Below are 23357 nucleotides of genomic sequence, written 5' to 3' on the forward strand. Positions count from 1 at the left end.
AAGGAAATACCCGACAAAAATTATCGGGTATGTTTGACTAGTGTTTTTACCCGTGTTACTATCAACGACAGTTGACGGACAAACAGGGAAAGCTAGTTATTATGACGCAGGCAACATCTACACCCACCCAAACGACCAATGCCACCCTTTCAGCGTTGAAGTGTAAGGAATGTGGCGCAGAATATGAACTGAAAGCTACTCATGTGTGTGAGTATTGTTTTGGCCCGTTGGAAGTGAAGTATGACTACAATGCCTTACGTCTCTCTGTTACCCGCGAAAAAATTCAAGCTGGGCCAAACTCAATTTGGCGTTATCGCCCTTTTCTGCCTGTCACAACTGACAATGTAATTGATGTGGGAACAGGTATGACTCCCCTGGTGCGTTCCCATCGTCTTGCCCGTCGCCTGGGTCTAAACAAGCTTTACATTAAAAATGATGCAGTGAATATGCCCACCCTCAGCTTTAAGGATCGGGTGGTATCCGTCGCCCTGTCTCGCGCTAGAGAGTTGGGATTCACCACAGTTTCTTGCGCTAGCACTGGTAACTTAGCAAATTCTACAGCAGCGATCGCCGCCCATGCCGGTTTAGATTGCTGTGTGTTCATCCCCGCAGATTTAGAAGCTGGCAAAATTCTGGGTAGCTTAATCTACAGTCCTACCCTCATGGCGGTGAAAGGCAACTATGATCAAGTCAATCGCCTTTGTTCGGAAGTAGCTAATACACACGGTTGGGGCTTTGTCAATATTAACTTACGCCCCTACTATTCCGAAGGTTCCAAGACTTTGGGCTTTGAAGTTGCCGAACAACTAGGCTGGGAACTACCAGATCATATAGTTGCACCTTTGGCTTCTGGTTCACTGTTCACCAAAATCTATAAAGGCTTCCAGGAATTCGTGGAAGTTGGTTTGGTGGAAGGGAAGAAAGTCCGTTTCAGTGGCGCACAGGCGGAAGGTTGTTCACCCATCGCCCAAGCCTTTAAAGAAGACAGAGACTTTATTAAACCAGTGAAACCGAATACAATTGCCAAATCAATTGCGATCGGTAATCCAGCAGATGGTGTTTATGCTGTTGATATTGCCAAGAAAACTGGCGGTAATATTGAATCAGTGAATGATGCAGAAATTATCGAAGGTATCAAGCTACTGGCAGAAACCGAAGGCATCTTTACAGAAACAGCTGGTGGTACAACTGTTGCTGTGCTGAAAAAATTGGTAGAAGCTGGCAAAATTGATCCAGACGAAACCACCGTGGTTTACATCACTGGCAATGGTTTGAAAACCCAAGAAGCCGTACAAGGCTACGTTGGCGAACCTTTGACAATTGATGCCAAATTAGATAGTTTTGAGCGTGCTTTAGAGCGTTCACGTACCCTCGACCGCTTGGAATGGCAACAAGTCCTCGTTTAGTAATTAGTCAGTGGTCATTAGAAACTAACAACCGACCACTGTCAACTGTCAACTGACCAATAATTAATTAACTATGGCTGTAAAAGTTTTAGTCCCTACCGCTCTGCAAAATTTCACAAATAATCAAGCTGCTTTAGAATCTAGTGGTAGCAGTATTGCAGAACTCTTAGATTCTTTAGAAAAAAGCTTTCCCGGTATTAAAGCGCGGTTGTGCGATGATAATGGACAGCCACGGCGTTTTTTGAATTTATATGTAAACAGCGAAGACATCCGCTTTTTGGATGGGACGGCTACACCTTTGAAAGATGGTGATGAAGTCAGTATTGTCCCTGCTGTTGCAGGTGGTTGAGACTGCAAAATTTAAGTTCATCCGGTTATTCATACTTTTTCCCCTAATTGTGGGGGAGAAAGTTATATATTATTAATTAAACTTGAGTAAGTTTTTGTAGCCAGTAATTACTATTATCAATGGTGAGAATAATTCTTTCGTAAGATTCATCCTGTAGCTCAATATTTAAATAGCTATTATCTCGATTTACGTACCAGAACTCTTTACCTCGCTCAGTATAATAAGTACCTGCTTTAATTATCCCAGGAATAAAGCTACCTGGTGCGCGTAGTTCTTTCCAACTACTTTGAGGTTTGGTGATTGTCGTTTGTTTGATATGCGCTAACGGTATTAGCCAAAGTTTTTGGAAACGAACAGCCAGCAATTGCTCTTGCCATGTAAATTCTAGTTGTAATTTGTCCTCAACTATATTCAACTGCATTTCCAACCTCTTCCTCACTATTTTTACTTCTATTGTTATCCAAAGACCCTTGCTTGAGGATATATTCAATGAAATTATTCACGAAATTTGATTGAATATAATCTGATTGGCCAAAGTTGGTAGTCGTAGTAGATAAATGAATTTAAAAATGATTAATAGCAACTTAGAACAGTTTGCCAGTGACAACTACGCTGGTATTTGTCCAGAAGCAATGAACTATATGATTCAAGCTAATCAAGGTAGTGCGCCAGCTTATGGAAATGATGAATGGACGCAAAAAGCAACAGACTATTTTCGAGAACTTTTTGAAATTGATTGCGAAGTATTTTTTACTTTTAACGGTACAGCAGCAAATTCATTATCTTTAGCTGCACTTTGTCAGTCATATCACAGCGTTATTTGTCATGAAACAGCACATATAGAAACAGATGAATGTGGCGCACCAGAGTTTGCGTCTAATGGTTCTAAGTTGTTACTTGCTAAAGGAGAAAATGGTAAGTTAACACCACAAGAGATAGAGTCTGTAATCACGAAGCGAGTTGATATTCATTATCCTAAACCAAAAGTAATTAGTATTACTCAAGCTACAGAATTAGGGACTTTATATTCTATAGAAGAACTTTTAGATATTAAAAAAGTTGCCCAAAAGTATCAATTAAAAATTCACATGGACGGCGCACGCTTTGCCAATGCAGTTGCAGCCATGAATAAAAGTCCGGCAGAGATGAGTTGGAAAAGTGGCGTGGATGTATTGTGTTTTTGTGGGACAAAAAATGGTATGGCATTAGGGGAAGCCATTATATTTTTTAATCGAGCATTGGCAGAAGATTTTGATTATCGTTGTAAACAAGCAGGACAATTAGCATCAAAAATGCGGTTTATTTCTGCGCCGTGGTTAGGTTTGTTAGAAACTGGTGCGTGGTTGAAAAATGCTCAACACGCGAATCAATGTGCGGCTTATTTAGAGAATGAATTGTTAAAAATAGAAGGTGTGGAAATTATGTTTCCCCGTGAAGTAAATGCAGTTTTTGTCAAACTGCCAGAGCAAGTTATCAATGGCTTAAAAGCAAACAATTGGTTGTTTTATACTTTTATTGGGGTAGGTGGTGTACGCTTTATGTGTTCTTGGAATACCACCAAAAGCAGAATTGATGAATTAGTTGGAGATATTAAAACAGGATTGGGCTAAATTGTGGGTAAGAGTAGCAGTCAATTTATGAGAAGCTAAACTAATTATATAAATCATACTAAGTAAGACAAATACATAAGATTTTTCGATTACTGTGTATTGATTATTATCTATTTATCTCATGATTAAATAACTAATAACTATTGACTGGCTATCCTATGTCAAAATGAAGGTAATTTATTACCTAAAGGTAAGCGATCGCTCTACAAGCTAGACAAAGGATAACCTGAGCAATGGCAGATCCAACCAATCAAAATCAACCGGGAGACACAGTTCCCAGCACTGTTGACCAGAAAGCCCCCACTGTCGCTGAAGAAAACGCCCCCAGCACTAGCGAACCAGTAGCGACAAACCTTCCTACTGCCAACACGCCAGACCCCGAAGCAGCGAACCCGAAGACTAACCCCAATACTGCTAAACCAACTGCTGCTGCTCCTAAGGAAGAAAAACCAGCCGCAGCCGCTAAAGCCGCGAAAAAAGAGAAAGCCCCATCTGTGGAAGACAAGCCATTCGTAGAGTTCATGGAGCAAGACTACTTGCCGGCTTTGCAAAAGGCAATTACTGCGGAAGGAGTGAAAGATTTACAGCTTTCTTTCGCCAAGCAAAAGCTCCCCATTGCTGGTTTGTCATCGGCGGAAGAATACTGGCAAGTAATTGGTAGTTGGCAAAACGGTCAGCGCCAGTTTAATGTGTATTTCCCCGATGAAGATATCCAGGGCAAAAAAGGTTTTTCTTGCAATGAGGGCAGAAGACCTAGCACCCTGGAGTCATTTTTAATCGATGAACGCAAAATTACACTGGATATGTTGGTATCTCGTCTGGTGTATCGCTTAAACGGTCAGAAGTGGCTGGGTAGAAACTAGGTTTTGTTAGATTCCCGACTTCTTCCAGAAATCGAGAATCTGACCCTAGTTAAGTTCATAAAAGTGATAGGTGACGGCTCCAGTAATGGGGTCGTTATCTATTTTGACGTAACCTGATTTCAGCATTTCCTTGAGTGTGGCTTCCACTTCTGTAAAGCTGGCTCCCGTGGCTTTGACTCCTTGAGTCACAGTTAAACCACCGCCTTTGGTTTCTGCGGCTTCAATTAGTTTGACTATGAGTTGGTCTTTGGTTAAACCCTGGGTTTGGGATGTAGTGATGGGCTGATTTAGGGGTACACCTAAGGGAGAAACACCAGCTTTCAGTCTCAGTTGCTGTTCATATTCGTCAACCATACCAGGCATGAGAAACAAATCCACAAACTGCCCAATGCCAAATACTCCCCCTGTGCATAGCCACAACAAACCAGTACCAATTTTGCCGTTGTAGAGCCGATGTAGTCCTCCTAAACCAAGAAACCAGGCCGCACTCAAAATGTAAGAGACAAGCACACGGTCTTTCTGCTGATGATTAACAGTCATGTTGTGGTCAACCCCTTGGATTTACGCTTGTTTTCTGGGACAGTGTTTCGTTGCTGTTTTGCCCACTGTCGGTGATGACCGACCATCGGTCAGAAACCATCGCCAGATGCACAGAAATATTTGATAATTCTACTAACTCCAAATTGAAAAAAGAATGCGACAGATATACAGACCCAAACGCTTGTCCTGTCTTGATTTTGTACTCCTTTGGAGAACCCGTACCCCTGCGGGGAAGCAAGCTACGCGTAGCGTCTCCAAAGGAAAAGGGTATTTTGTTGGCGCAAGCCTTCTCTACGAGACGCTACGCGTTGGCGTTAGCCTCTCGTAAGAGATGCCGAATTGGTATAACTCAATTGTAGTTAAGTACGCCAACTCGCGTTTGTTCCCTGCTCTGGTAAAGACGTAAAGCGAATGCTGAGAGTGAGGATTTGCCCGATACGTTAACCACTAATTTCCCAGAATCGATTCCGCAAATGTTGAACTATTGTTGCAACTCTTAACGTTTTGCCTACCAGTTTACCTCTGCACCTTGGTAGACTGAATTTTATACAAACTAATTATTGTCGGCTGTTGCGCTTTGTGAGAGCCTAAACCTTGGTTCTTCGGGTGTACTCAAGATAATCAAGACAAAAGAGCAATTAGGACATGGTAGATTCCCTAAAAAAACCAGGCTTTGAAGAAATCCGTCCGGGCGTTAAAGTCCCGGCAAAAGAAACTCTATTAACACCCCGGTTTTATACCACTGATTTTGATGAGATGGCACGGATGGACATCTCCGTCAATGAAGACGAGTTACTAGCTATTCTGGAAGAATTCCGGACTGACTATAACCGCCATCACTTTGTTCGGGATGCCGAGTTTGAAAAATCCTGGGATCACATTGACGGGGATACTCGCCGCTTGTTCGTAGAATTTCTCGAACGGTCTTGTACAGCAGAATTCTCCGGCTTTTTGCTTTACAAAGAACTTGGTCGCCGTTTGAAAGACAAAAGCCCAGTTTTGGCAGAGTGCTTTAACCTCATGTCACGGGATGAAGCGCGTCATGCAGGCTTTTTGAACAAAGCGATGTCAGACTTTAACCTGTCTCTCGACTTAGGGTTTTTAACTAAGAGCCGCAACTATACCTTCTTTAAGCCAAAATTCATTTTCTACGCTACCTACCTTTCGGAAAAGATTGGTTACTGGCGCTATATCACCATTTATCGTCACTTGGAAGCACATCCAGAAGACAGAATTTATCCGATTTTCCGGTTCTTTGAGAACTGGTGTCAGGATGAAAACCGTCACGGAGATTTCTTTGATGCAATCATGAAATCTCAACCACAAATGTTGAACGACTGGAAGGCGAAACTTTGGAGCCGTTTCTTCCTGTTGTCGGTGTTTGCGACGATGTATCTCAATGATATTCAACGTAAAGATTTCTATGCCACCATTGGTCTAGATGCACGAGATTACGACATCTACGTGATTAAGAAGACCAACGAAACCGCAGGTAGAGTATTTCCAATAATTCTGGATGTGGATAGCCCAGAATTTTACGAACGCTTGGATATATGTGTTGAGAATAGCGAAAAATTGAGTGCGATCGCTAGCTCTAATACTCCCAAGTTCTTGCAATTCTTCCAGAAATTACCAGTATTAGCCTCTACTGGCTGGCAATTATTACGCCTGTACTTGATGAAACCAATTGATGCTGTTTCCGCCCAAGGCGCAGCGCGTTAAGTTGTAACATTTTTTCAATGCTCAGTGGTTCTGTTTTACACAGAGCCGCTTTTTTTATGTAAAAAATCTACCACTTGTTTACCTTGAAGACTTACACCCCTACACCCCTATACCCTATCTCATCAATATCACCCTCAAGGGTACTGTCAGTATATGGGGATCAGCCGTTAGGTTAGTTATGTAGTTTCCCAGTAAACAAGTGTATGACAGACCTAATTGACCCATCTCAAATTATTGTTAGACCAAGACCAACTTTACTTTCAACTTTTGAACTGTTAGTTAAACCAATTGCTCCTGTGGGTTCTGGCCCTAATGTCGTAGCGCGTACAGTTATCCAAGGTTACTTTTTAACAATTGCCAACACCAGTAACTCAGATATCAAAGTACGGTTGCAATTTACTGCCACAACACCAGAATTAGATTTAACTAATACTGTCACTATCACCGATGTTCAAGGTGTGAATGACTTTTCTGACCTCACCCCCATTGTTGGTGATCCTAAAAGATTTATCTTTAATTTAAGTATTGGTGCTAACGACACAGCTTTATTTACCCTATTGCCTGATGTCAGCAAGCCAGAGGTCATCAAAGCTAACTCTCTGGAAGTGCGGGGCTATGTAGAAATCGCTTTAACATCTCCATCTAGTTCTGTGAGGTTGCTGCTGACACCAGAACATCGTGGTACATTTGTACCACAGAGCTTTGATACTGTTCGCGCTCCTGATTTTGACCAACTAGTGTATGCTTTGCCTACATCCACCGGACAAAGTGAGTTTACGCTGACAGGGCCAGCCAAACCCAACAAGGAACTCAAGTTAGAAATTAAAGAGATTGAGAAACTAGTTGAAAACAAACTGGCAGAAATATTACCACTAACACCCCAAACACAAATACCAAATGACCTACAGCGAGTTATTGGTCTGATGGCTCAACGTTTGGATGAGTTAGAACAGCGCACTGTTAGTAACGGCAATGGACGCGCTTTCATCCAAGTAGAGGAACGCCCCAGCGTTGGTCACCACGTAGTTAATCAATAGGGGCAGTATTCATGATAGTAATTGTCGCCAGTCGCCACGATAAAGCCGCCGAGGCACTGGCTGCTCGTTGGATGGCTTATGATGCCAAACTTTTAACAGTTGAAGATTTGTCGGTAGCGGGATGGCGACATTACTTAGATTCTCCCCTTGATTCTACTGCTGTAATTGGTGGGCAGGCGATCGCAGTTGCCAAAATTACTGGCGTTCTCACCCGCCTACCTTACCTTCCTGAACATGAATTGCTGCATATTGCCCCAGAAGACCGCACCTATGTGGCAGCAGAAATGAATGCTTTCCTCGTTTCCTGGTTATCCGGGTTACAATGTCCCGTTTTAAATCGACCAACACCAACAGATTTACTGGGGCCTAATTGGCGGCCACAGCAATGGGTTTATGCAGCCGCTCAAATTGGTATACCTGTGCGTCCGGTCAGACGACAAGTGGCATTATCTACACCTATCCAGGCTCAGGTTTTAGAAAAACCACCTGTAACTGTGACCGTTGTAGGTAATCGTTGTCTTGGTCAAGTAGATGATAACCTGGCGACTCATGCCAAACGCCTCGCTTGTGCGGCGAATGTTGACCTGTTGACAGTGCAGTTTACCAGCAGTGACGCTAACGCAGAGTTTTTAAATGCTGAGTTGTGGGCTGATATTTCTCACCCAGAAATAGCTGATGCCATTTTAGAACATTTGAGTGGAGGGGATGGCAAATGTTGATTTTGTTGTGGGGACTTCCTGAGGATTCACCTTTAGCCGCCGTGTATTCAGAATTGATAAGTCTAGGCATTCCCACCATACTGCTGAACCAACGAGATATTTTAGCAACAGAAATTGAATTATTTGTGGGGGAATCAGTGCAAGGTGTCCTTCGGACTCCACAGCAAACAATTGACCTGAGTGCAGTCACGGCTGCTTACATTCGCCCCTACGACTCGCGTCGCCTACCCCAAATAGAACAAGCTGGTATAAATAGTTTAGCTTGGCAGCAGGCGATCGCGATCGATGATACTTTATTATGTTGGTCGGAAATTACCCCAGCCTTGGTAATTAACCGTCCCGCCGCGATGGCTCCTAACGGTTCCAAACCCTACCAACTAGAGCAGATTCGTCAGTTAGGCTTTCGGATTCCGGACACTTTAGTGACTACAGACCCCAACGCTGTGCAAGCTTTTTGGCAACAACATGGCAATATTATTTACAAATCCATCAGTGGTATTCGCAGTAAAGTATCCCGCCTCAACCCAGAACATCTAGAACGGCTTGCCAATGTATCCTGGTGTCCGACTCAGTTCCAGCAGTATATCCCAGGTAAAGATTATCGAGTTCATGTAGTAGGTACAGAAGTTTTTGCTAGTGAAGTGATTTCCTCAGCCGATGATTACCGTTATGTAGCCCAAGATGAAGAGTCTACAGCTATCCGCGCTTGTGAAATTCCCCAAGAGGTAGAAGCAAAATGTCAGATATTGGCTCAAGCCATCAACTTACCCCTTTGCGGTATAGATTTACGCCAAACACCAGACGGTGCATGGTACTGCTTTGAAGTCAATCCTTCTCCTGGGTTTACCTACTATGAATATGCTACCAGTCAACCGATTAGTAGAGCGATCGCTCATTTACTCGCAGCAGGTAAAATAGATACGGCAATTACTGAAACGCACGGGAGCAAATTACCAAAAATTAGCGTCAGTAACACTTAAAAACCATCCAGATGTAACCCCGATGCTCAAAGGTTTGAGAAGCCAACTACCACTGCTGTTAACATTCTGCTTATTTACAAGTCTGCTACCTGCTTCTGGCTCAGTTTTATGTTCTGCTGTTGCCTATGAGAGATATGAAACAGCAGGTAGTAAAGGTACTGATGGGCGGAAGGGTAGAAATGGCCGTGATGGTGACAATCAAACTATCTTTGTTGATGGTTCACCAGTAAATCTTGACCTATCTGGTGAAGATGGTGAAGACGGTGAAGATGGCGAACGAGGTGACAGACCTGATTGCAGGAAGCAACCCAACAACCCCAACCATGACCTTCATGCAGGTAATGGTGGTGCAGGTGGGAACGGCGGTAACGGTGGGAATGGCGGTAACGGCGGTTTACTGACTGTTTACTACGCAAATTCGGCTGACTTGCGAAAAATTTTCGTGCGTGCAACTCCTGGAGACGGTGGGCGAGGCGGTCGGGGTGGTAATGGTACAGTCGGTTGTAATTGTCGGCGACGCTATTGGGAGATAGAAACCTGTAAAGGTACTCCGGGTACTGCTGATTATAAATGTACAAAAAAACGTTACAGGTGTTACGACGGCAAAGATGGGCGTGATGGTAGCGACGGACAGAATGGTGAAAGAGGGCGTTTAGGAATTCTCAGTATTGTTAATAGCAAAGAACCCTTAGTCGCTGACACTCCCACCTTGACAGTGAATTTGGCTGAAATTGCGGGGAAAAAGTTAAATCTATCGAAGAACAAATGGAATCTGCGACCAGGGGCAACTTCTTTACTTTCGCCTGGTTCTGTGATTGGCGATGAGTACCGAGAATTTGCCCAGCGTTTAGAAGAATCTTTTCAAATAGTCTGGCAGGAGAAACAACCCATCAGTAGTTTTGCTAATCAAAGCCTGACTGTAAGTTTGAATGATGATAAGCAAGTAGAAGTCAATTTTCCTGAAGATTTATGGCTTGCTGGTAGCACCAGTAGCCAGGCTAACTTAACAACATTTACTGTCGACCATGCTATTCCCAAACAAGATGTAACGCGGTTAGCTGTGGCGGAATTTGCCGATGCGGGAGAAAAGCTGAACTTAAAAATAGTTGATTTAGCTGCGAAATCTGATGCGCTTCAGACTCAGTTTCGCGTCAAATTCCGGACAAAAGATAATTCCGGTGGCTTCTCTGACTACAAAACTGTATATGAAGGTGATATCCCCAAGGAACTTGTCAACCGTGACTATAACCGTTTTACTTTGGCTTTAGGTAAGTTAAAAATTCCATCTGATGCCCTAAGTCCTGGCGTAAATGTTGACATTGAAATATTAGCTACCCGTTCTTTGGGAGGACGTTCTGCCAAGCAGACTATTAATTGGCAGGGGTCAATTCGTCGAGGAATATAAAGCGGAAAGGGATACTCCTGAAGAATAGGAAAAGGTGCAGGGGGCAGGGAGATGGGGAGAAGTTTCCCCCTGCCTCTTCCGGTCACAAGTAACAACGAAGAGGGAAAGAGGTTTTTTTCTCTCATTCGTGGTGTAAGCAAATCATATTAGATACTTGCTTCATTAAGTAATTTCCCTGAACTTTATGATTTCTTTACAGAAACAACCAAAAAAATGGCTATTCTTCACCTGAAAAACAAAGTAGCTGCTTATTAGAGGGATTACACTTAGTCTGGATAAAATTTAACCAAACCGCATTGATAAATTCTATGTACAGATAATATTACCTAACCTGTAAAATATTCATTCCTCTCCGTGTAACCTTCATTAGCTGAGGAGAAAAATCATAGATTTATCTGACCTATTTTTATGGGAAAGTCACTGGCTTTTGAAAAGAAGTCGGATAAGAATTTCGTAATCCATAAACAGGATACTATGAAGAGTTTATATTTGTATACTGATTCTTATATTAAGGATGGTAGACTTACTGAGGTGCAACTCTTTTAGATAAATTGATTGTGGTGTTCCATTACATAGGAAATAATTCTTATCACTACGTAAGTGTGAAGGATTGATCAGTACTGAAATTTCGTAATCTACTCATGCTCAAATACTGAGAAAATATTATGAGAGACCACTTGCATAATGAAAAAGGCAAGTTCTACTGGAAAATCCTCCTGAAATTAATGATATATGGTACCTGTTCAACAATACTATTCACGGCTAGTATCGTAATTGTTAAATCCCTGTTTTTCTACTTTAGTTCTATCACCAAGTCTAGTTATCCTACTTCAGTTCCTTGGATAGATAGCCAGTATGAATGTGAATATACAGGTAGAACTTGGAATGAAAATCAGTGTTGGGATAAAGAACAAAGTCCTTGGTTTTAAATACCTGGCTCTATAGTTAACTAGATTGTCGCCAATGTATTGGTATTTCCACATTATCAGGTAAGCGAGTCGTGCGATCGCCTATGGCAATGCTAACTTGTTGAGGTTTTAAATTTTTGACTCCTGTGAGAATTGCTCCGGCTAATTTAACATCACAAAAGTTAGTATCAGATAGGTTAGCCCCTACGAGATTGCACTGAAAAAGATTTGCTTGATAGAGGCTGGCTCTTTGTAAATTTGCTCCCATCAAATTGGCTTTACACAAGTCTGCTTCCGTCAAACTGGCCTCCGTGAAGTCAACAAATAACATCTCCGCTTGTTGTAACTTGGCTGCATTTAAATTCGCTTCAGCAAGATTCGCCCCGTTGAGATTAGCACCTTGTAAATTTGCGCCAATGAGACCACAAAGAGATAGATTAGCTTTACCAAGTTTTGCTCCTTGTAGGTTAGCTAAGAACAGCTTTGCACCGCAAAGATTAGCCAATTTCAATATTGCGTGTTGCAAATTGACTTTATAAAGATTAGCACCAGGCAAATTCGCTGCACGCAGACTTGCACCCATAAGATTAGCACTGCGTAAATTTGCACCACCAAGTTCTGCACGATTTAAATTTGCGCCTTGTATATTTGCTCCTTGCAAATTTGCTTTCAAGAAATTAGCCTCAAACAGAATAGAGCCAGCTAATTCTGCACCCTCAAGATTTGCTCCACTGAAATCACAACCCCGCAAATCTGCTCCGCGAAAATCACAACCCCGCAAATCTGCTCGTTGTAAATTTGCTCCCAATAGTTCTACTCGCCTGAGATTAATATTACGCAAATCAAGTCGTTTATCTGCCTCCTCTTGTAAGTAGTTACGTCTACCAACAACCGTCAAAGCTACTTGAATATCCCTACGAATTTTTGGTGATTCCTCATGAACATTCAAGGGCAACTGTGGTGTTCGACGCTCACCTTGCTTATACCTACTCAGGGATGTTGGCTGTGATTCATCTTCCTTCTGCTCTTCTACTTCTCGAACAGCAGCATTCTCTCGAATAAAAGCTGTCAGGATTTCGATAACTGTCCAGTGTTCTTGGGGAAAATCTTGGGCAACTTTTTCTAACACATAAATTGCCCCTGTGCGGGTTTCAATTTTGTCATGTCCAAGTTGGGTAACCGCAGTCATCAGACGTTCCGAAATTAATCTATCTTCAGATAGTTTGGCATTTTGAATGCTAATTTCTAAGTTTTTTTCGGCAGCCAAAGCACTTTTACTAATGACATCTACGCGCTTGGCTGCGTAGTAAGCATTAATCATTACCCCCAATCCCAAAAAAATAATGGCAGTAATTGTTAGTGCTTGATTTCTAGATTGTAATTTTTGTTGTATGGTCAACCCTTGAGGGTTGGAAGATGCAAATAAAATCACAGCTATAGTAACGGCAAATATCACGGTTATGCCAATCAACCAACGCCATAATTTGTCTGTCTTATTAGCAGGCATAATCGTATAATTCCTTACCACACACAATTAATTCTCATGTGTTTTCCAGAAAATAATACACTATTTAAATCTAAATTTAAATATGGTACTGATTGCATTAATTGATGCGTTGATAACTAGAGGAATAGGCAATTTAAGAATTATTTAAGATTTTAGAAGTCAGAATCCCGTTGAGAATGAGAAAGTAAAAAATTTATGTCTGATTCATTCTGATATATAGATTTTAAATGGATAATTTTTACAGGATTACTCTCTATTAGAAGTGTCAGCCGTAGTAAATTTTACTTCTCGTAGATTTGCCCCATCAAATATTGTCTCATTTAAAATTACTTCCTGCAAATTAGCTAAATATAAATTTGCTCCTGCCAAATTTGTCCCCGTGAGATTTGCCCCAACTAGGTTTGCAGCACTGAGGATGGAGCCAGATAAATTTGCCCCAGCTAGGTTAGCGCCAGAAAGGTTAGCGGCGGTCAAAATTGCCCCACAGAGATTGGCTTGTAATAAATTTGCCCCAGCGAGATTAACACGATAGAGATTGGCGTTTTCTAGATTGGCTTGGCTGAGATTCGCCCCCTGTATATCGATATGGCTCCAATCTAATTGTTGATTTTCTGGGTCTTGCTTTGTATCCCTTTGAACAATCACAGTTAAAGCAGCTTGAATTTCTGCACTAATTGATGATGTTAGCTGTGCGGACGAAATATTATTAACACAATTGCGGATAAAATCACTGAGAACTTCCATGATTAGCCAGTGATATTTTGGATAATCATGGGCTATTTGCTTTAACTCATAAATGGCTTTGAGCCTGGTTTCTATTGTTTGATTGTGTTGCAGGTCTCCTATAGCTACTTGTAAGCGTTGGGTGATGCTATTTCGCCCACCGGGGGCAATCTTTTTTTGACTAGAGAAAACTATCTCATCAATGAGATTCTCTATTAAATTGTTGTGTTGTATCTTTCCTGCAACTGTACGATAAACATTAAAAATCATGGCTAACATCATTAAAGATAATATTTAATATCCATCATGAACGGCGGACACCAGGATAGATGAAAAAACCTGTAATTATTTCCCTAAGTTCCATGCGGGAAGATTACCCGTAGCTTGCTTCGCTAGCTGCAAAGCTTTACGGCTACTGCCACCTGCCTTTTTTAAGTTAGAAACTACCTGCTATTTTGCATATATTTTTTTTTATTTTTAATATTCGTAAATATAATTATAATTATCGAAAATACAGAACAAATGTTACTTATTCTGGCAGAAGAGATCAATTATAAAACCATCTGTTACTATAAATTAAATATGTACTAATATGTTTTTTTACTTTCATAAATGCTGCAAAATTTACAGCCGCTTACGCATAATTTAGTACTAGTTGGTGGAGGTCACACTCATGCTATTGTACTCAGAATGTTTGGCATGAAACCTCTATCTGGAGTACGTTTAACTTTAATCACCCCAGATGTTGAAACACCATACTCTGGAATGTTACCAGGACATATTTCCGGTGTTTACAACCGTGATGAATGCCATATTAACTTGCAAAGATTAGCTAACTTTGCTCAAGCGCAATTGTCTATTGATACAGTAGTTGACCTGGATGTGAAAAACCACAAAGTGATTTGTGCGAGCCATCAGGCGGTAGATTTCGACTTGCTGTCTATCGATATTGGCAGCACTCCAGCCACAATATCTGTATCCGGTGCAGCAGAATATGCAGTGCCGGCTAAACCAGTGTCGCAATTACTAGAACATTGGTATCAGATGCTAGATAGTGTAGTTCAAAAACCGCAAATCAAAAGGAGTATTGCGATCGCAGGCGGTGGTGCAGGTGGTGTAGAATTAGCCCTATCAATGCAAGCGCATCTGCACCGCATCTTAAAACAAGCCCAACAACCCCTGAGTAATCTGGAAATTCATTTATTTCATCGCCAAGCCCAACTGATGTCCCATCATCACCCATCAGTCCAACATCAAGTCAAACAAATTCTCACCAGACGCGGTGTCAAGCTTCACTTGAGGGAAACAGTTTCTCATATTGCACCATCTACCGACAACCAAGACGAAGAACTATTAGAAATTCAATGTGAATCTGGCATCAAAGTAAACTGCCATCAAATTTTTTGGGTAACCCAAGCCTCAGCCCCCCAGTGGTTAAAAGCCACAGGGTTAGCCACTGATGAGCGAGGCTTTATTTTAGTTGAGGACACATTACAATCGCCAACACACCCAGAGGTATTTGCATCTGGTGACATCGCCACAATGATTAATCATCCCCGCCCAAAAGCAGGGGTATTTGCTGTCCGCCAAGGTAAACCCTTATTCGACAACCTCAGGCGGAAATTAACGGGACAAGCACTCAAACCTTACAAACCACAGCAACAATATTTAAGTTTAATTGGTACAGGTGACAAAAGAGCGATCGCTACCAAAGGTTGTATCACTTTACCACCCCATCAATTATGCTGGCAATGGAAGGACTGGCTTGACCGTCGCTTTATGCAGCAATTTTGATGAGAAAATTCCACAACTGACGCACCAAAGTTATCTATTAAGACAGGGTTTAAAATGGCTGATATGAGAGCCAAAATTGAAAATCAAGTTTTATTTCTGCATCATGAAGACTTACCAGAGTTTAAAAAAGGTGGTTCTGTAGTCAGAAATTCTTATTTTTGGGCGCTACGTTCAATTGCTGGTAGAGCCTCCCGTTATCGGGACTGGGAATATGAGCCAGAAGTGTGGCTAGCACTGGCGCGAATGCTGTTGTCTTTCTCCGAGTCGGGATATTTGGGTTATCGAGAAACGATATTAGAGTTTCCTTTATCCCAAGGGGAAATTCCTGATTTATTACGAGATGTCGCTACCTGGGAATAAGTCAAGTCGCTTCGCTCCAATTCAAAATTAAAAATTCAAAATTCAAAATTAAAGACAATTAGTGGGAGCTTGTTGGCGTAGCCTTCCCGTAGGGTACTCACCACTAATTAAAGACCGCCCTTACGGATTCGCCAGTCACCTACAGAAGGAAACCTTCTTGCAGTGCTGGCTCACCAAATCAAAGATTATGGCGGGGGCTTGTACCCAGAATGAATTAATTCAAAATTATTTCCATTCTTCATTTTGAATTTTGAATTTTGCATTTTGAATTCAAAAAAGGTTAAATACTCGAACTTAAACCCAAGCGAAAAGTAAACCCAGGACTATAAATTCGATTCACTCGCTCATATTGTTCACCTAGTAAATTTTCCAAGTAAACTGTTAGTCCTAAAGTACGAGTTAAGGGAATACGACCACTCAAATCTAAATTGACAAAAGACGGGACGAAATCGGTAGTTGTCTCACCTGGTCGGGTGAAAAAAGCTCTACGAGCGCCACTATTGTAGGTAACATACAAATTAGCCTGCCATCCTGAGTTTTGATAACCTACGCCAGTTTGTAATACAGAATAGGGAATCATTCCCAACTGTAAACCTCTTTCTGAACCTGTCTTAATTTGGGCATCTGTATAAGTGTAGTTGAGAAAAGTTGACCAGTTAGCGGCAACTTTTAATTGCAGTGCGGCTTCTAAACCATTGGTATCTACTAAGCCAATATTTGCCCATCTTCCAGCCACAATTCCTAAGCGATTATTCAGACTGCTGCCAAAATAGGTAAACTGCCCTGTTAAATTATCAGCAAGCTTGACATCTACCCCCGCAGTCCAAGAGGAACCTGTCTCCGGCTCTAAATCTGGGTTTGCTTCCCAACCATGAACTGTATCATAAACATATAACTGATCTAAACCTGGGTTGCGCTGTCCTCCAGCCCAACTACCACGCATAGCAATTAATGGTGTGATGTCGTAACGTAGCCCCACACTAGGATTAAGATAATTGCCAAACTGACCATCAAAACTTTGTCTCAGTCCTAAATCTAACTGAAAACTATTACTCAGATTCCATGTATTCACAGCAAATAAAGCTGTATTTAATACGTTTCTATTTTCAGTTTCGTTAAACGCAATCCGATTCGGACTAGAGCTTAAAACATCGCCACTTAAATCAGTATTTTTTAAATCTAGTCCCCAACGCAACTTATTATTTGGAGAAATTCTCCAATCATGATCAATCCTACCAGTGAATTGTTGTGTATCTAAAACACCAGTGCGATAAAATTCTCTACCTGCAAAAACTGTAGGGCCGTAGGTGCTGAAATAATTTTGGTTATAACCAAATGTAGTTGTCAGGTTAGAGTTATTGCCATTACCGAGGCGAGTTTTCCAAGATAAACCAATATTTAAACCATCATGGTCTAATCTATCTCTTTGTAGGGGAAATCCGAAATAAACTAAGCCTCTACGACTGCTGAGTTTAGTGATATCTAAACTTAAAGAGTTTCTTTGATCTAAATCTAAACCAATATTGCCAAAATAGGTGCTAGTAGATGTATCTGCATTTGATAAAAACCCTTGGGAGTCACGATTTGCTGCACCTACAGGCACACGATAACGGTTATCAACAAAGTACCGCTCAAAACTAAAATTATAAGTCGCCGCACCAACTGCCCCACTATAACTAAACTGTTGATTATTGAGATTGAGTGAGCCAAATTCTAAACTACTTGTCAGTTTAGGTTGTGGATAACCTTTTTTGGTGATGATATTAACCACTCCTCCAAAAGCGGAGGAACCATATAAAGCAGAGGTCACACCGCTAGATAATTCGACACGCTCAATAGATTCTACAGGAATGCTATTCAGGTCAGTTGCACCATGATATGTGTTGACATCATTGTTAATTCGTCTGCCATTTATAAGAAATACAGACTGATTAATTGAGGCTCCCCGATAATAAGTACCTGTGTGTATATCTGCACCATGACCAACATCATTAATGGCAAAACCAGGCATTCTTTTTAAGACATCAGCGACACTGGTAGCACCTTGTTTTTGAATTTCTTCTTGGTCAATGACGTAAGTGGGAGTAGATGCTGGCAGGGTTTCTGGTTCGGCGATCGCTTCTATGGTAATATCTGCATCGTCACTAGAAGTTTCCTCAATTTCCGGCTGTTCGCTAGGTTCACCCTCTGGATTTAAGTCCCCTGGTGTCGATTGAGTTAATAATTCAGCACTGGTGGTGGGTAACTCAATTTCACTCAAATACGGAATATCAGAATTATCTACTGTTTGAGTAATTTCCGTATCACTACCCAAAGCCGGAAATGCTAAAAATAAACTAGGAAAAGCAACAGGCAGCCAAAAAAAGCTCTTTCTCACTTCGTCTCACACCAAGTAATAACAATCACTAAGTGGTATTGTTACTTTTTTTGTAAAATTGTGTCAAAAGACACGCTGTCGTATTTCCCCTAGTTTATTGCGAATGGCTTTGAGAAATAGGCTCTTAAGTAAGTCGGTGCAATAAAACCAAACTATGTGAAGAGAAGTAAATAAGGCTCAAGCTTTTCCTCCCCCTGCTCCCTACCTTCTTCCAACAATAATTATTTACACCGACCTACTTAGGCGGGGAATTAAATATGTCACGGAACTTTTAAGTGCTGTGACATAATATTTAAACGCCTCTTCTTACAGACTGCTGTGCAGCTATGGCATGAATCCCATATCTTCTATATCTGGGTAAGTTAATAATTTCTAGTACCTAATCCTTACCCCCACTACTTTTGAGTAGTTTCCTTTAATCCATAGCTCATAAATCCAATAGTAAAGGCTAGCGCGAAAGGGAAAACAATCAACCAAAATAAGTCTTCTAACATAAGCTATCTGTGATTCCTCACTTTATTTATATTCTCAATTTTCTAGGAACAGATAAAAATATCTGGGCGGGAATAATACTAACTCCTTAACATTTGACAACAAATTTAAGCCTAGAACCCATATTACGAATTATTATGCTCTGGAAATAAAACCATGAAAACCGCCGAAACCAAAACAACTTCTCATCAGCATCAAGGTAATTCTGCAAAGCCGTTTTTTGATGCCAATCATGAGCAGAAGTTCTTTGGGGCGGGAATAGTACAGACAAAACTATTTTTTCAACCACAATATACATCTTCAGAATTGGGAATTCAGCGTCAGTGCAGGGATTGTGGAATTGAGCAACAAGGACAACCCCTTCCACAGATTCAACGTCAACCAATTTTTGAAAGTGAGAATGTAGAGACACAATCTCATTTACAACGCCAAGCTACTACTAGTGATACTGCACCTGTTACCTATCTTCAACCGCAGGAAGAAGCAACACCAGAATTGGAGGAAACATCAGGTGATTTGGCTTCTCCGGTGATTCAGTCAAAAGGGGATGGAAGTATTCCTCCTGGGGATGGGGATAATTCGTTTCGCAGTGATACGGAAACCCCATTTTTTCAAGCGAAATTGACAGTAGGTGAGCCTGGCGATCGCTACGAAAAAGAAGCTGAGGCGATCGCTCATCAAGTCGTTTCCCAACCACAACCAAGCCAGCAACCAACTACTCATCCTGCGGTAACACAGCTTCAGCGCGCCAATAATGAACAGCCAGGCTCACCAATCCCCACCAACTTAGAAAGTCGGCTGCAACAAGCCCAAAGCAGTGGTACACCTTTAGATACCCAAACCCGCCTGAACATGGAAGCAGGCTTTGGCGCTGATTTCAGCCAAGTACGGGTTCACACAGGACAAGATGCAGCATCTCTGGCGCGATCGCTAGGGGCGGTGGCGTTCACCACTGGCAATCATATTTTCTTCAACACAAATCAATACCAACCCGCATCCGCGACTGGCAGAAATCTCCTGGCTCACGAATTAACACACACTTTGCAACAGGATGCAGCTATACAACGACAGCCAGCAGTATCATCAACCTCCCATACAGTCCAAATGTTGCCGGAATCTATAATAGGACAAATCAATGATTATGCTCGGTATATTCCTGGATATACATTGTTTACCGTCGTTATCGGCTTTAACCCCCTTACAGGTAACGCAGTAGAACGCAATGCCAGCAATCTCCTAGAAGGACTCATGGGACTAGTGCCTTTTGGCACGTTTATTTTCGATAAATTGCGGGAGATGGGTATTCTCCAGTCAGCATTTACTTGGGTAGAGGGAGAACTAGGACGCTTAGATTTATCCGTAGGTAGGATTGAGCGCACTTTAGAAGCCGCTTGGGAAGATATCCACTTGGTAGCAGGATTTGATGATAATTTGGCGGTATTGCGGCAAAATTTCCAGCAACTTTATCAAGATGTGGAAGCCTTTGCGCGATCGCTCATCAACCAAATCATTCAATTAATCAAAGATGCAGCCATTAACTTAGCAGAAGGTTTATTAGCTAATAATCAAGCCTGGGCTTTAATTAAAAAAATCCTCAAACATGACCCTCTCAGGAATCAACCAGTCGCCGCCACCACCGTAGAAATCCTGGAAGACTTTCTCCGCCTCATCGGTAAAGAGCAAGAACTAGAGCAAATGCAGGAACGGGGAACCCTGGAACAAACAGCAGCTTGGTTAGATACCCAAGTTGGCACATTTATATCATTATTAGGTGAATTAGGCAGTTTATTTACCTCCGCTTGGGATGCAATTCAACCAGAAAACTTGCCCAATCTCTCGACTAACTTAGAAAGTATTATCAACCAGACTATCGGCTTCCTACAACGGGTATGGGATTTCGCCATCACTGTAGCAGCCAAAGTACTAGAACTAATCAAACAAGCCCTACTTGGTTGGTTGAGTTCCTTCGCCATCGATATTCCTGGGTATCACTTGCTCACCGTGATTATGGGCAAAGATATTTTTACTGAGCAATCCGTACCCCGCACAGTGATAAATATCATTCGCGGCTTCATGAGCCTGTTACCAAACGGTGAACAGAAGTTTCAGCAGATGCAGGAAACTGGAGTGATTCCTCGCGCCGCCCAACGTATTGAAGCCCTGATGGGTGAATTGGGCATTTCTTGGCCGTTTGTGCAGGAGTTGTTCCTGAATATTTGGAACACCCTCACCATTGAAGATATGGTCACCCCCATCGATACATTTATTAGAGTTCTAGAGCAATTCCGCGAACCCCTGAATCGTCTCCTCACCTTCGTCATTGAAGTAGTCAAGATTGTGCTGGAACTCCTGCTGGAGATAATGAATTTCCCCAGCGATATCATCGGTAATATCATGAATAATGCCTTACAAGCCTTAGATGATATTCAACAAGACCCCGTAGGCTTTCTACTCAACCTGCTCAGAGCAGTTAAAACAGGCTTTACTAACTTTTTCGACAATATCCTTCAGCATTTGCTCAGTGGCGTTACCGATTGGCTCTTTGGTCAAGTACGCAAAGCCGGGATTGAACCACCAACAGAAATTACCCTAGAGTCAATTTTGAATTTAGTATTGCAGGTACTAGGCGTTTCGATGGATCGGATCTGGTCGAAACTAGGCGATCGCATCGGTCAAGAAAATGTTGCCCGGATTCGCGGCGCAATTGACCGCCTATCAGGTATTTGGAACTTTGTCCGCGATGTCCAGCAACGAGGTATCGCCGCTATTTGGGAATACATCCAAACCCAAATTAGCAACCTGTGGAATATGGTACTAGAGCAAGTCCGCAGTTGGATTGTATCGCGCATCATTGATCGCGTCATCGCCAAAATTGTCAGTATGCTCGACCCCACAGGTATCATGGCTGTCGTCAACAGTTTCATTGCCTTCTTTAACGCAGTGCAATCGGCAATTGAGTACTTCCGCGAAATTTTAGAAATCGTAGACTCCTTCGTGGGGATGGTTGCCGAAATTGCCAGTGGTAGCATTGATCAAGCCGCACAGTTTTTAGAAAACCTACTAGCGCAAAGTTTACCAGTGGCGATCGGCTTTTTGGCTAATCAAGTGGGTTTAGGTAATATTGGCGACAAGTTACAAGAAATTATTGCCGGGATTCAGGGATTGATTGATCAGGCACTAGATTGGCTGATTGATCGGGCTGTGAATCTGGGACAGGGATTGCTTAACGCGATCGGACTTGGAGAAGATAATTTAGAAGAAACAACAGGTGAGCCAGATACACCAGAAAGTCAAGCTCTTAAACAAGAAGTTGCTCTCGCAGTACAACAAGCTTTTGCGGAAGAGCATACAGGTGCAGAGACAGAGAGTATTATCGCTAGAATCCGTTCTCAATTCCAGGCACAAGGATTAGACGACCTCTTTTTAGAACCAAACTCTAATGGAACTGGATTTATTCTGTATGCAAAAGCAAGTCCGAAGTATCCACTAGGCATATTCCAAAAAGAAGCAAATATGACACAAGCAGAAAGTGAACAAATGCTGCATTCAGCTATTCGTCTAACGTTAGTTGATTCTATAGGGTTTAATCGTCAAAATATTCCTTTGGTTGAATCCACTGAAAAGAACATTGGTAGAGGTGGTGAAGCGTGGCAACCTGAAAATCTTACGACAGAAATTCGTGCAGTTACCTGGAATACCTCTGGAGCAAATCGTCGAAACAATATCACTCATGCCGAACGTCAATTTATGAATTGGATTACTAATCCTAGTCAAGAAAACGTTTTACTAAAACTGAAAAAGCTGGAAATCCAAAATATTAATGAAAGTCCTTGTGGAGCTTGTTCAAATCAATTAGCCCATCTAATAAGAGAAATTAGAGAGAAACAAACATCCGCAGGGCAGGTTTATCTAGAAGAAGCACACCTTTACTGGACAAAACGCCATTTAGGTGAGTCACCAACCAGCGCTAGCGACATTACTATATTGCGAGCAAGCGGTTGGACTTTGCACGCCCCCCAAAATCAGTTACCGATCCAAGGAATCGAGGACAGTAACTTGCAAGAATTACCTGGAGTATTAGAGTATGAACCAGGATTTAATCCTAATGATAGAGCAGTCGTTATTCATCCACCTGCGAGTAGTAGTTCTAGGAGCGGTGGAGTAAGAACCAGGGTTTAATCATCATGACAAAGCAAATATCGAATATAACAACCAAAAATTATGTCTTTTAAATTCAAGCACCCCCGTAAACCTCCTGTCTCCCCGGAAACAGAAAAACCATTCTTTCCAGGCGATCAGCTACGCGCCACCAGAGGCGATCGCCCAACTCCATCACCTTTCTTTAGCAGCAAAGTCACCATACAACCCAAGCTAAATGTAGGACAGCCTAATGATGTATATGAACAAGAAGCAAACGCTGTAGCTAATAATGTCAGCGAACCCAACATACAGCGTCTCGCCACAGAAGAGGATATGACGCAAACATCCATACTGCAAAAGTCAGAAGAACCTGAAGAAATACAGACTCAAGTTGCTAGTTAAAAACAAAATTATCTAAGATAATC

General features: G+C 41.9%; 20 protein-coding genes. 15 read left to right on the plus strand and 5 right to left on the minus strand.

Features of this window, described 5'->3' with window-relative positions; all coding sequences use genetic code 11:
- The first annotated feature begins 101 nt into the window (after positions 1–101).
- Both thrC and ACN222_RS16485 read left to right on the plus strand, forming a co-directional pair.
- Positions 102–1406: a threonine synthase gene (gene thrC / locus ACN222_RS16480; protein WP_010997444.1), complete on the plus strand. Its 1305-nt coding sequence runs from the start codon at positions 102–104 to the stop codon at positions 1404–1406.
- Positions 1407–1479: 73 nt separating this feature from the next.
- A complete protein-coding gene (locus ACN222_RS16485) occupies positions 1480–1755 on the plus strand; it encodes a MoaD/ThiS family protein (RefSeq protein ID WP_010997445.1) in 276 nt (91 codons plus the stop codon).
- A 76-nt stretch (positions 1756–1831) separates the two neighbouring features.
- Here ACN222_RS16485 and ACN222_RS16490 read toward each other — a convergent pair whose 3' ends face one another.
- Positions 1832–2176, minus strand: a complete 345-nt coding sequence (locus ACN222_RS16490) for a hypothetical protein (RefSeq protein WP_010997446.1) — start codon at positions 2174–2176, stop codon at positions 1832–1834.
- 151 nt (positions 2177–2327) lie between these two features.
- Between ACN222_RS16490 and ACN222_RS16495 the strand changes: the two genes are divergently transcribed.
- Positions 2328–3365 (plus strand): low specificity L-threonine aldolase, encoded by a 1038-nt coding sequence (locus tag ACN222_RS16495; protein WP_010997447.1) that lies wholly within the window; start codon positions 2328–2330, stop codon positions 3363–3365.
- A 233-nt stretch (positions 3366–3598) separates the two neighbouring features.
- Positions 3599–4228 (plus strand): DUF2996 domain-containing protein, encoded by a 630-nt coding sequence (locus ACN222_RS16500; protein WP_010997448.1) that lies wholly within the window; start codon positions 3599–3601, stop codon positions 4226–4228.
- A gap of 45 nt (positions 4229–4273) precedes the next feature.
- Here the strand turns inward: ACN222_RS16500 and ACN222_RS16505 are convergent, their stop codons facing one another.
- Entirely contained in the window at positions 4274–4768 is a 495-nt protein-coding gene (locus tag ACN222_RS16505) for an NINE protein (protein WP_010997449.1), read from the minus strand.
- A 74-nt stretch (positions 4769–4842) separates the two neighbouring features.
- Between ACN222_RS16505 and ACN222_RS16510 the strand changes: the two genes are divergently transcribed.
- From ACN222_RS16510 to ACN222_RS16540, 7 genes are all read left to right on the plus strand, one after another.
- A complete protein-coding gene (locus ACN222_RS16510; protein ID WP_149028799.1) occupies positions 4843–5127 on the plus strand; it encodes a hypothetical protein in 285 nt (94 codons plus the stop codon).
- A gap of 286 nt (positions 5128–5413) precedes the next feature.
- Entirely contained in the window at positions 5414–6490 is a 1077-nt protein-coding gene (gene acsF, locus ACN222_RS16515; protein WP_010997451.1) for a magnesium-protoporphyrin IX monomethyl ester (oxidative) cyclase, read from the plus strand.
- Between the two features lie 203 nt (positions 6491–6693).
- Positions 6694–7527 carry a hypothetical protein gene (locus ACN222_RS16520; RefSeq protein ID WP_010997452.1) on the plus strand — a complete coding sequence of 278 codons (834 nt, stop codon included), beginning with the start codon at positions 6694–6696 and terminating at the stop codon, positions 7525–7527.
- Between the two features lie 11 nt (positions 7528–7538).
- Positions 7539–8246, plus strand: coding sequence for a hypothetical protein (locus tag ACN222_RS16525; RefSeq protein WP_010997453.1), 708 nt, complete (start codon positions 7539–7541; stop codon positions 8244–8246).
- Positions 8240–9226: an ATP-grasp domain-containing protein gene (locus ACN222_RS16530; RefSeq protein WP_010997454.1), complete on the plus strand. Its 987-nt coding sequence runs from the start codon at positions 8240–8242 to the stop codon at positions 9224–9226. Before ACN222_RS16525 ends, ACN222_RS16530 begins: the two co-directional genes overlap by 7 nt.
- 22 nt (positions 9227–9248) lie before the next feature.
- Positions 9249–10631 carry a hypothetical protein gene (locus tag ACN222_RS16535; protein ID WP_010997455.1) on the plus strand — a complete coding sequence of 461 codons (1383 nt, stop codon included), beginning with the start codon at positions 9249–9251 and terminating at the stop codon, positions 10629–10631.
- A 665-nt stretch (positions 10632–11296) separates the two neighbouring features.
- On the plus strand, positions 11297–11560 hold the full coding sequence (locus ACN222_RS16540) for a hypothetical protein (protein ID WP_049942468.1): 264 nt from the start codon (positions 11297–11299) through the stop codon (positions 11558–11560).
- A 16-nt stretch (positions 11561–11576) separates the two neighbouring features.
- On the opposite strand, the gene ACN222_RS16545 is transcribed toward ACN222_RS16540, so the two are convergent.
- Positions 11577–13046: a pentapeptide repeat-containing protein gene (locus ACN222_RS16545; protein WP_044521716.1), complete on the minus strand. Its 1470-nt coding sequence runs from the start codon at positions 13044–13046 to the stop codon at positions 11577–11579.
- A gap of 246 nt (positions 13047–13292) precedes the next feature.
- Positions 13293–14048: a pentapeptide repeat-containing protein gene (locus tag ACN222_RS16550; protein ID WP_049942470.1), complete on the minus strand. Its 756-nt coding sequence runs from the start codon at positions 14046–14048 to the stop codon at positions 13293–13295.
- Between the two features lie 333 nt (positions 14049–14381).
- On the opposite strand from ACN222_RS16550, the gene ACN222_RS16555 reads away from it, so the two are divergent.
- On the plus strand, positions 14382–15563 hold the full coding sequence (locus tag ACN222_RS16555; RefSeq protein ID WP_010997458.1) for an FAD-dependent oxidoreductase: 1182 nt from the start codon (positions 14382–14384) through the stop codon (positions 15561–15563).
- A 63-nt stretch (positions 15564–15626) separates the two neighbouring features.
- Complete coding sequence (locus ACN222_RS16560; RefSeq protein ID WP_010997459.1) at positions 15627–15923, plus strand: hypothetical protein; 297 nt, start codon at positions 15627–15629, stop codon at positions 15921–15923.
- 280 nt (positions 15924–16203) lie between these two features.
- Here ACN222_RS16560 and ACN222_RS16565 read toward each other — a convergent pair whose 3' ends face one another.
- Positions 16204–18300, minus strand: a complete 2097-nt coding sequence (locus ACN222_RS16565) for a TonB-dependent receptor plug domain-containing protein (protein WP_010997461.1) — start codon at positions 18298–18300, stop codon at positions 16204–16206.
- A gap of 648 nt (positions 18301–18948) precedes the next feature.
- Here ACN222_RS16565 and ACN222_RS16570 point away from each other — a divergent pair.
- Entirely contained in the window at positions 18949–22971 is a 4023-nt protein-coding gene (locus ACN222_RS16570) for an eCIS core domain-containing protein (RefSeq protein WP_010997462.1), read from the plus strand.
- Positions 22972–23013: 42 nt separating this feature from the next.
- A complete protein-coding gene (locus tag ACN222_RS16575; protein WP_010997463.1) occupies positions 23014–23334 on the plus strand; it encodes a hypothetical protein in 321 nt (106 codons plus the stop codon).
- Positions 23335–23357: the final 23 nt, after the last annotated feature.

It is taken from the genome of Anabaena sp. FACHB-595 (genome assembly GCF_048568275.1).
Classification (GTDB): Bacteria; Cyanobacteriota; Cyanobacteriia; order Cyanobacteriales; family Nostocaceae; genus Trichormus.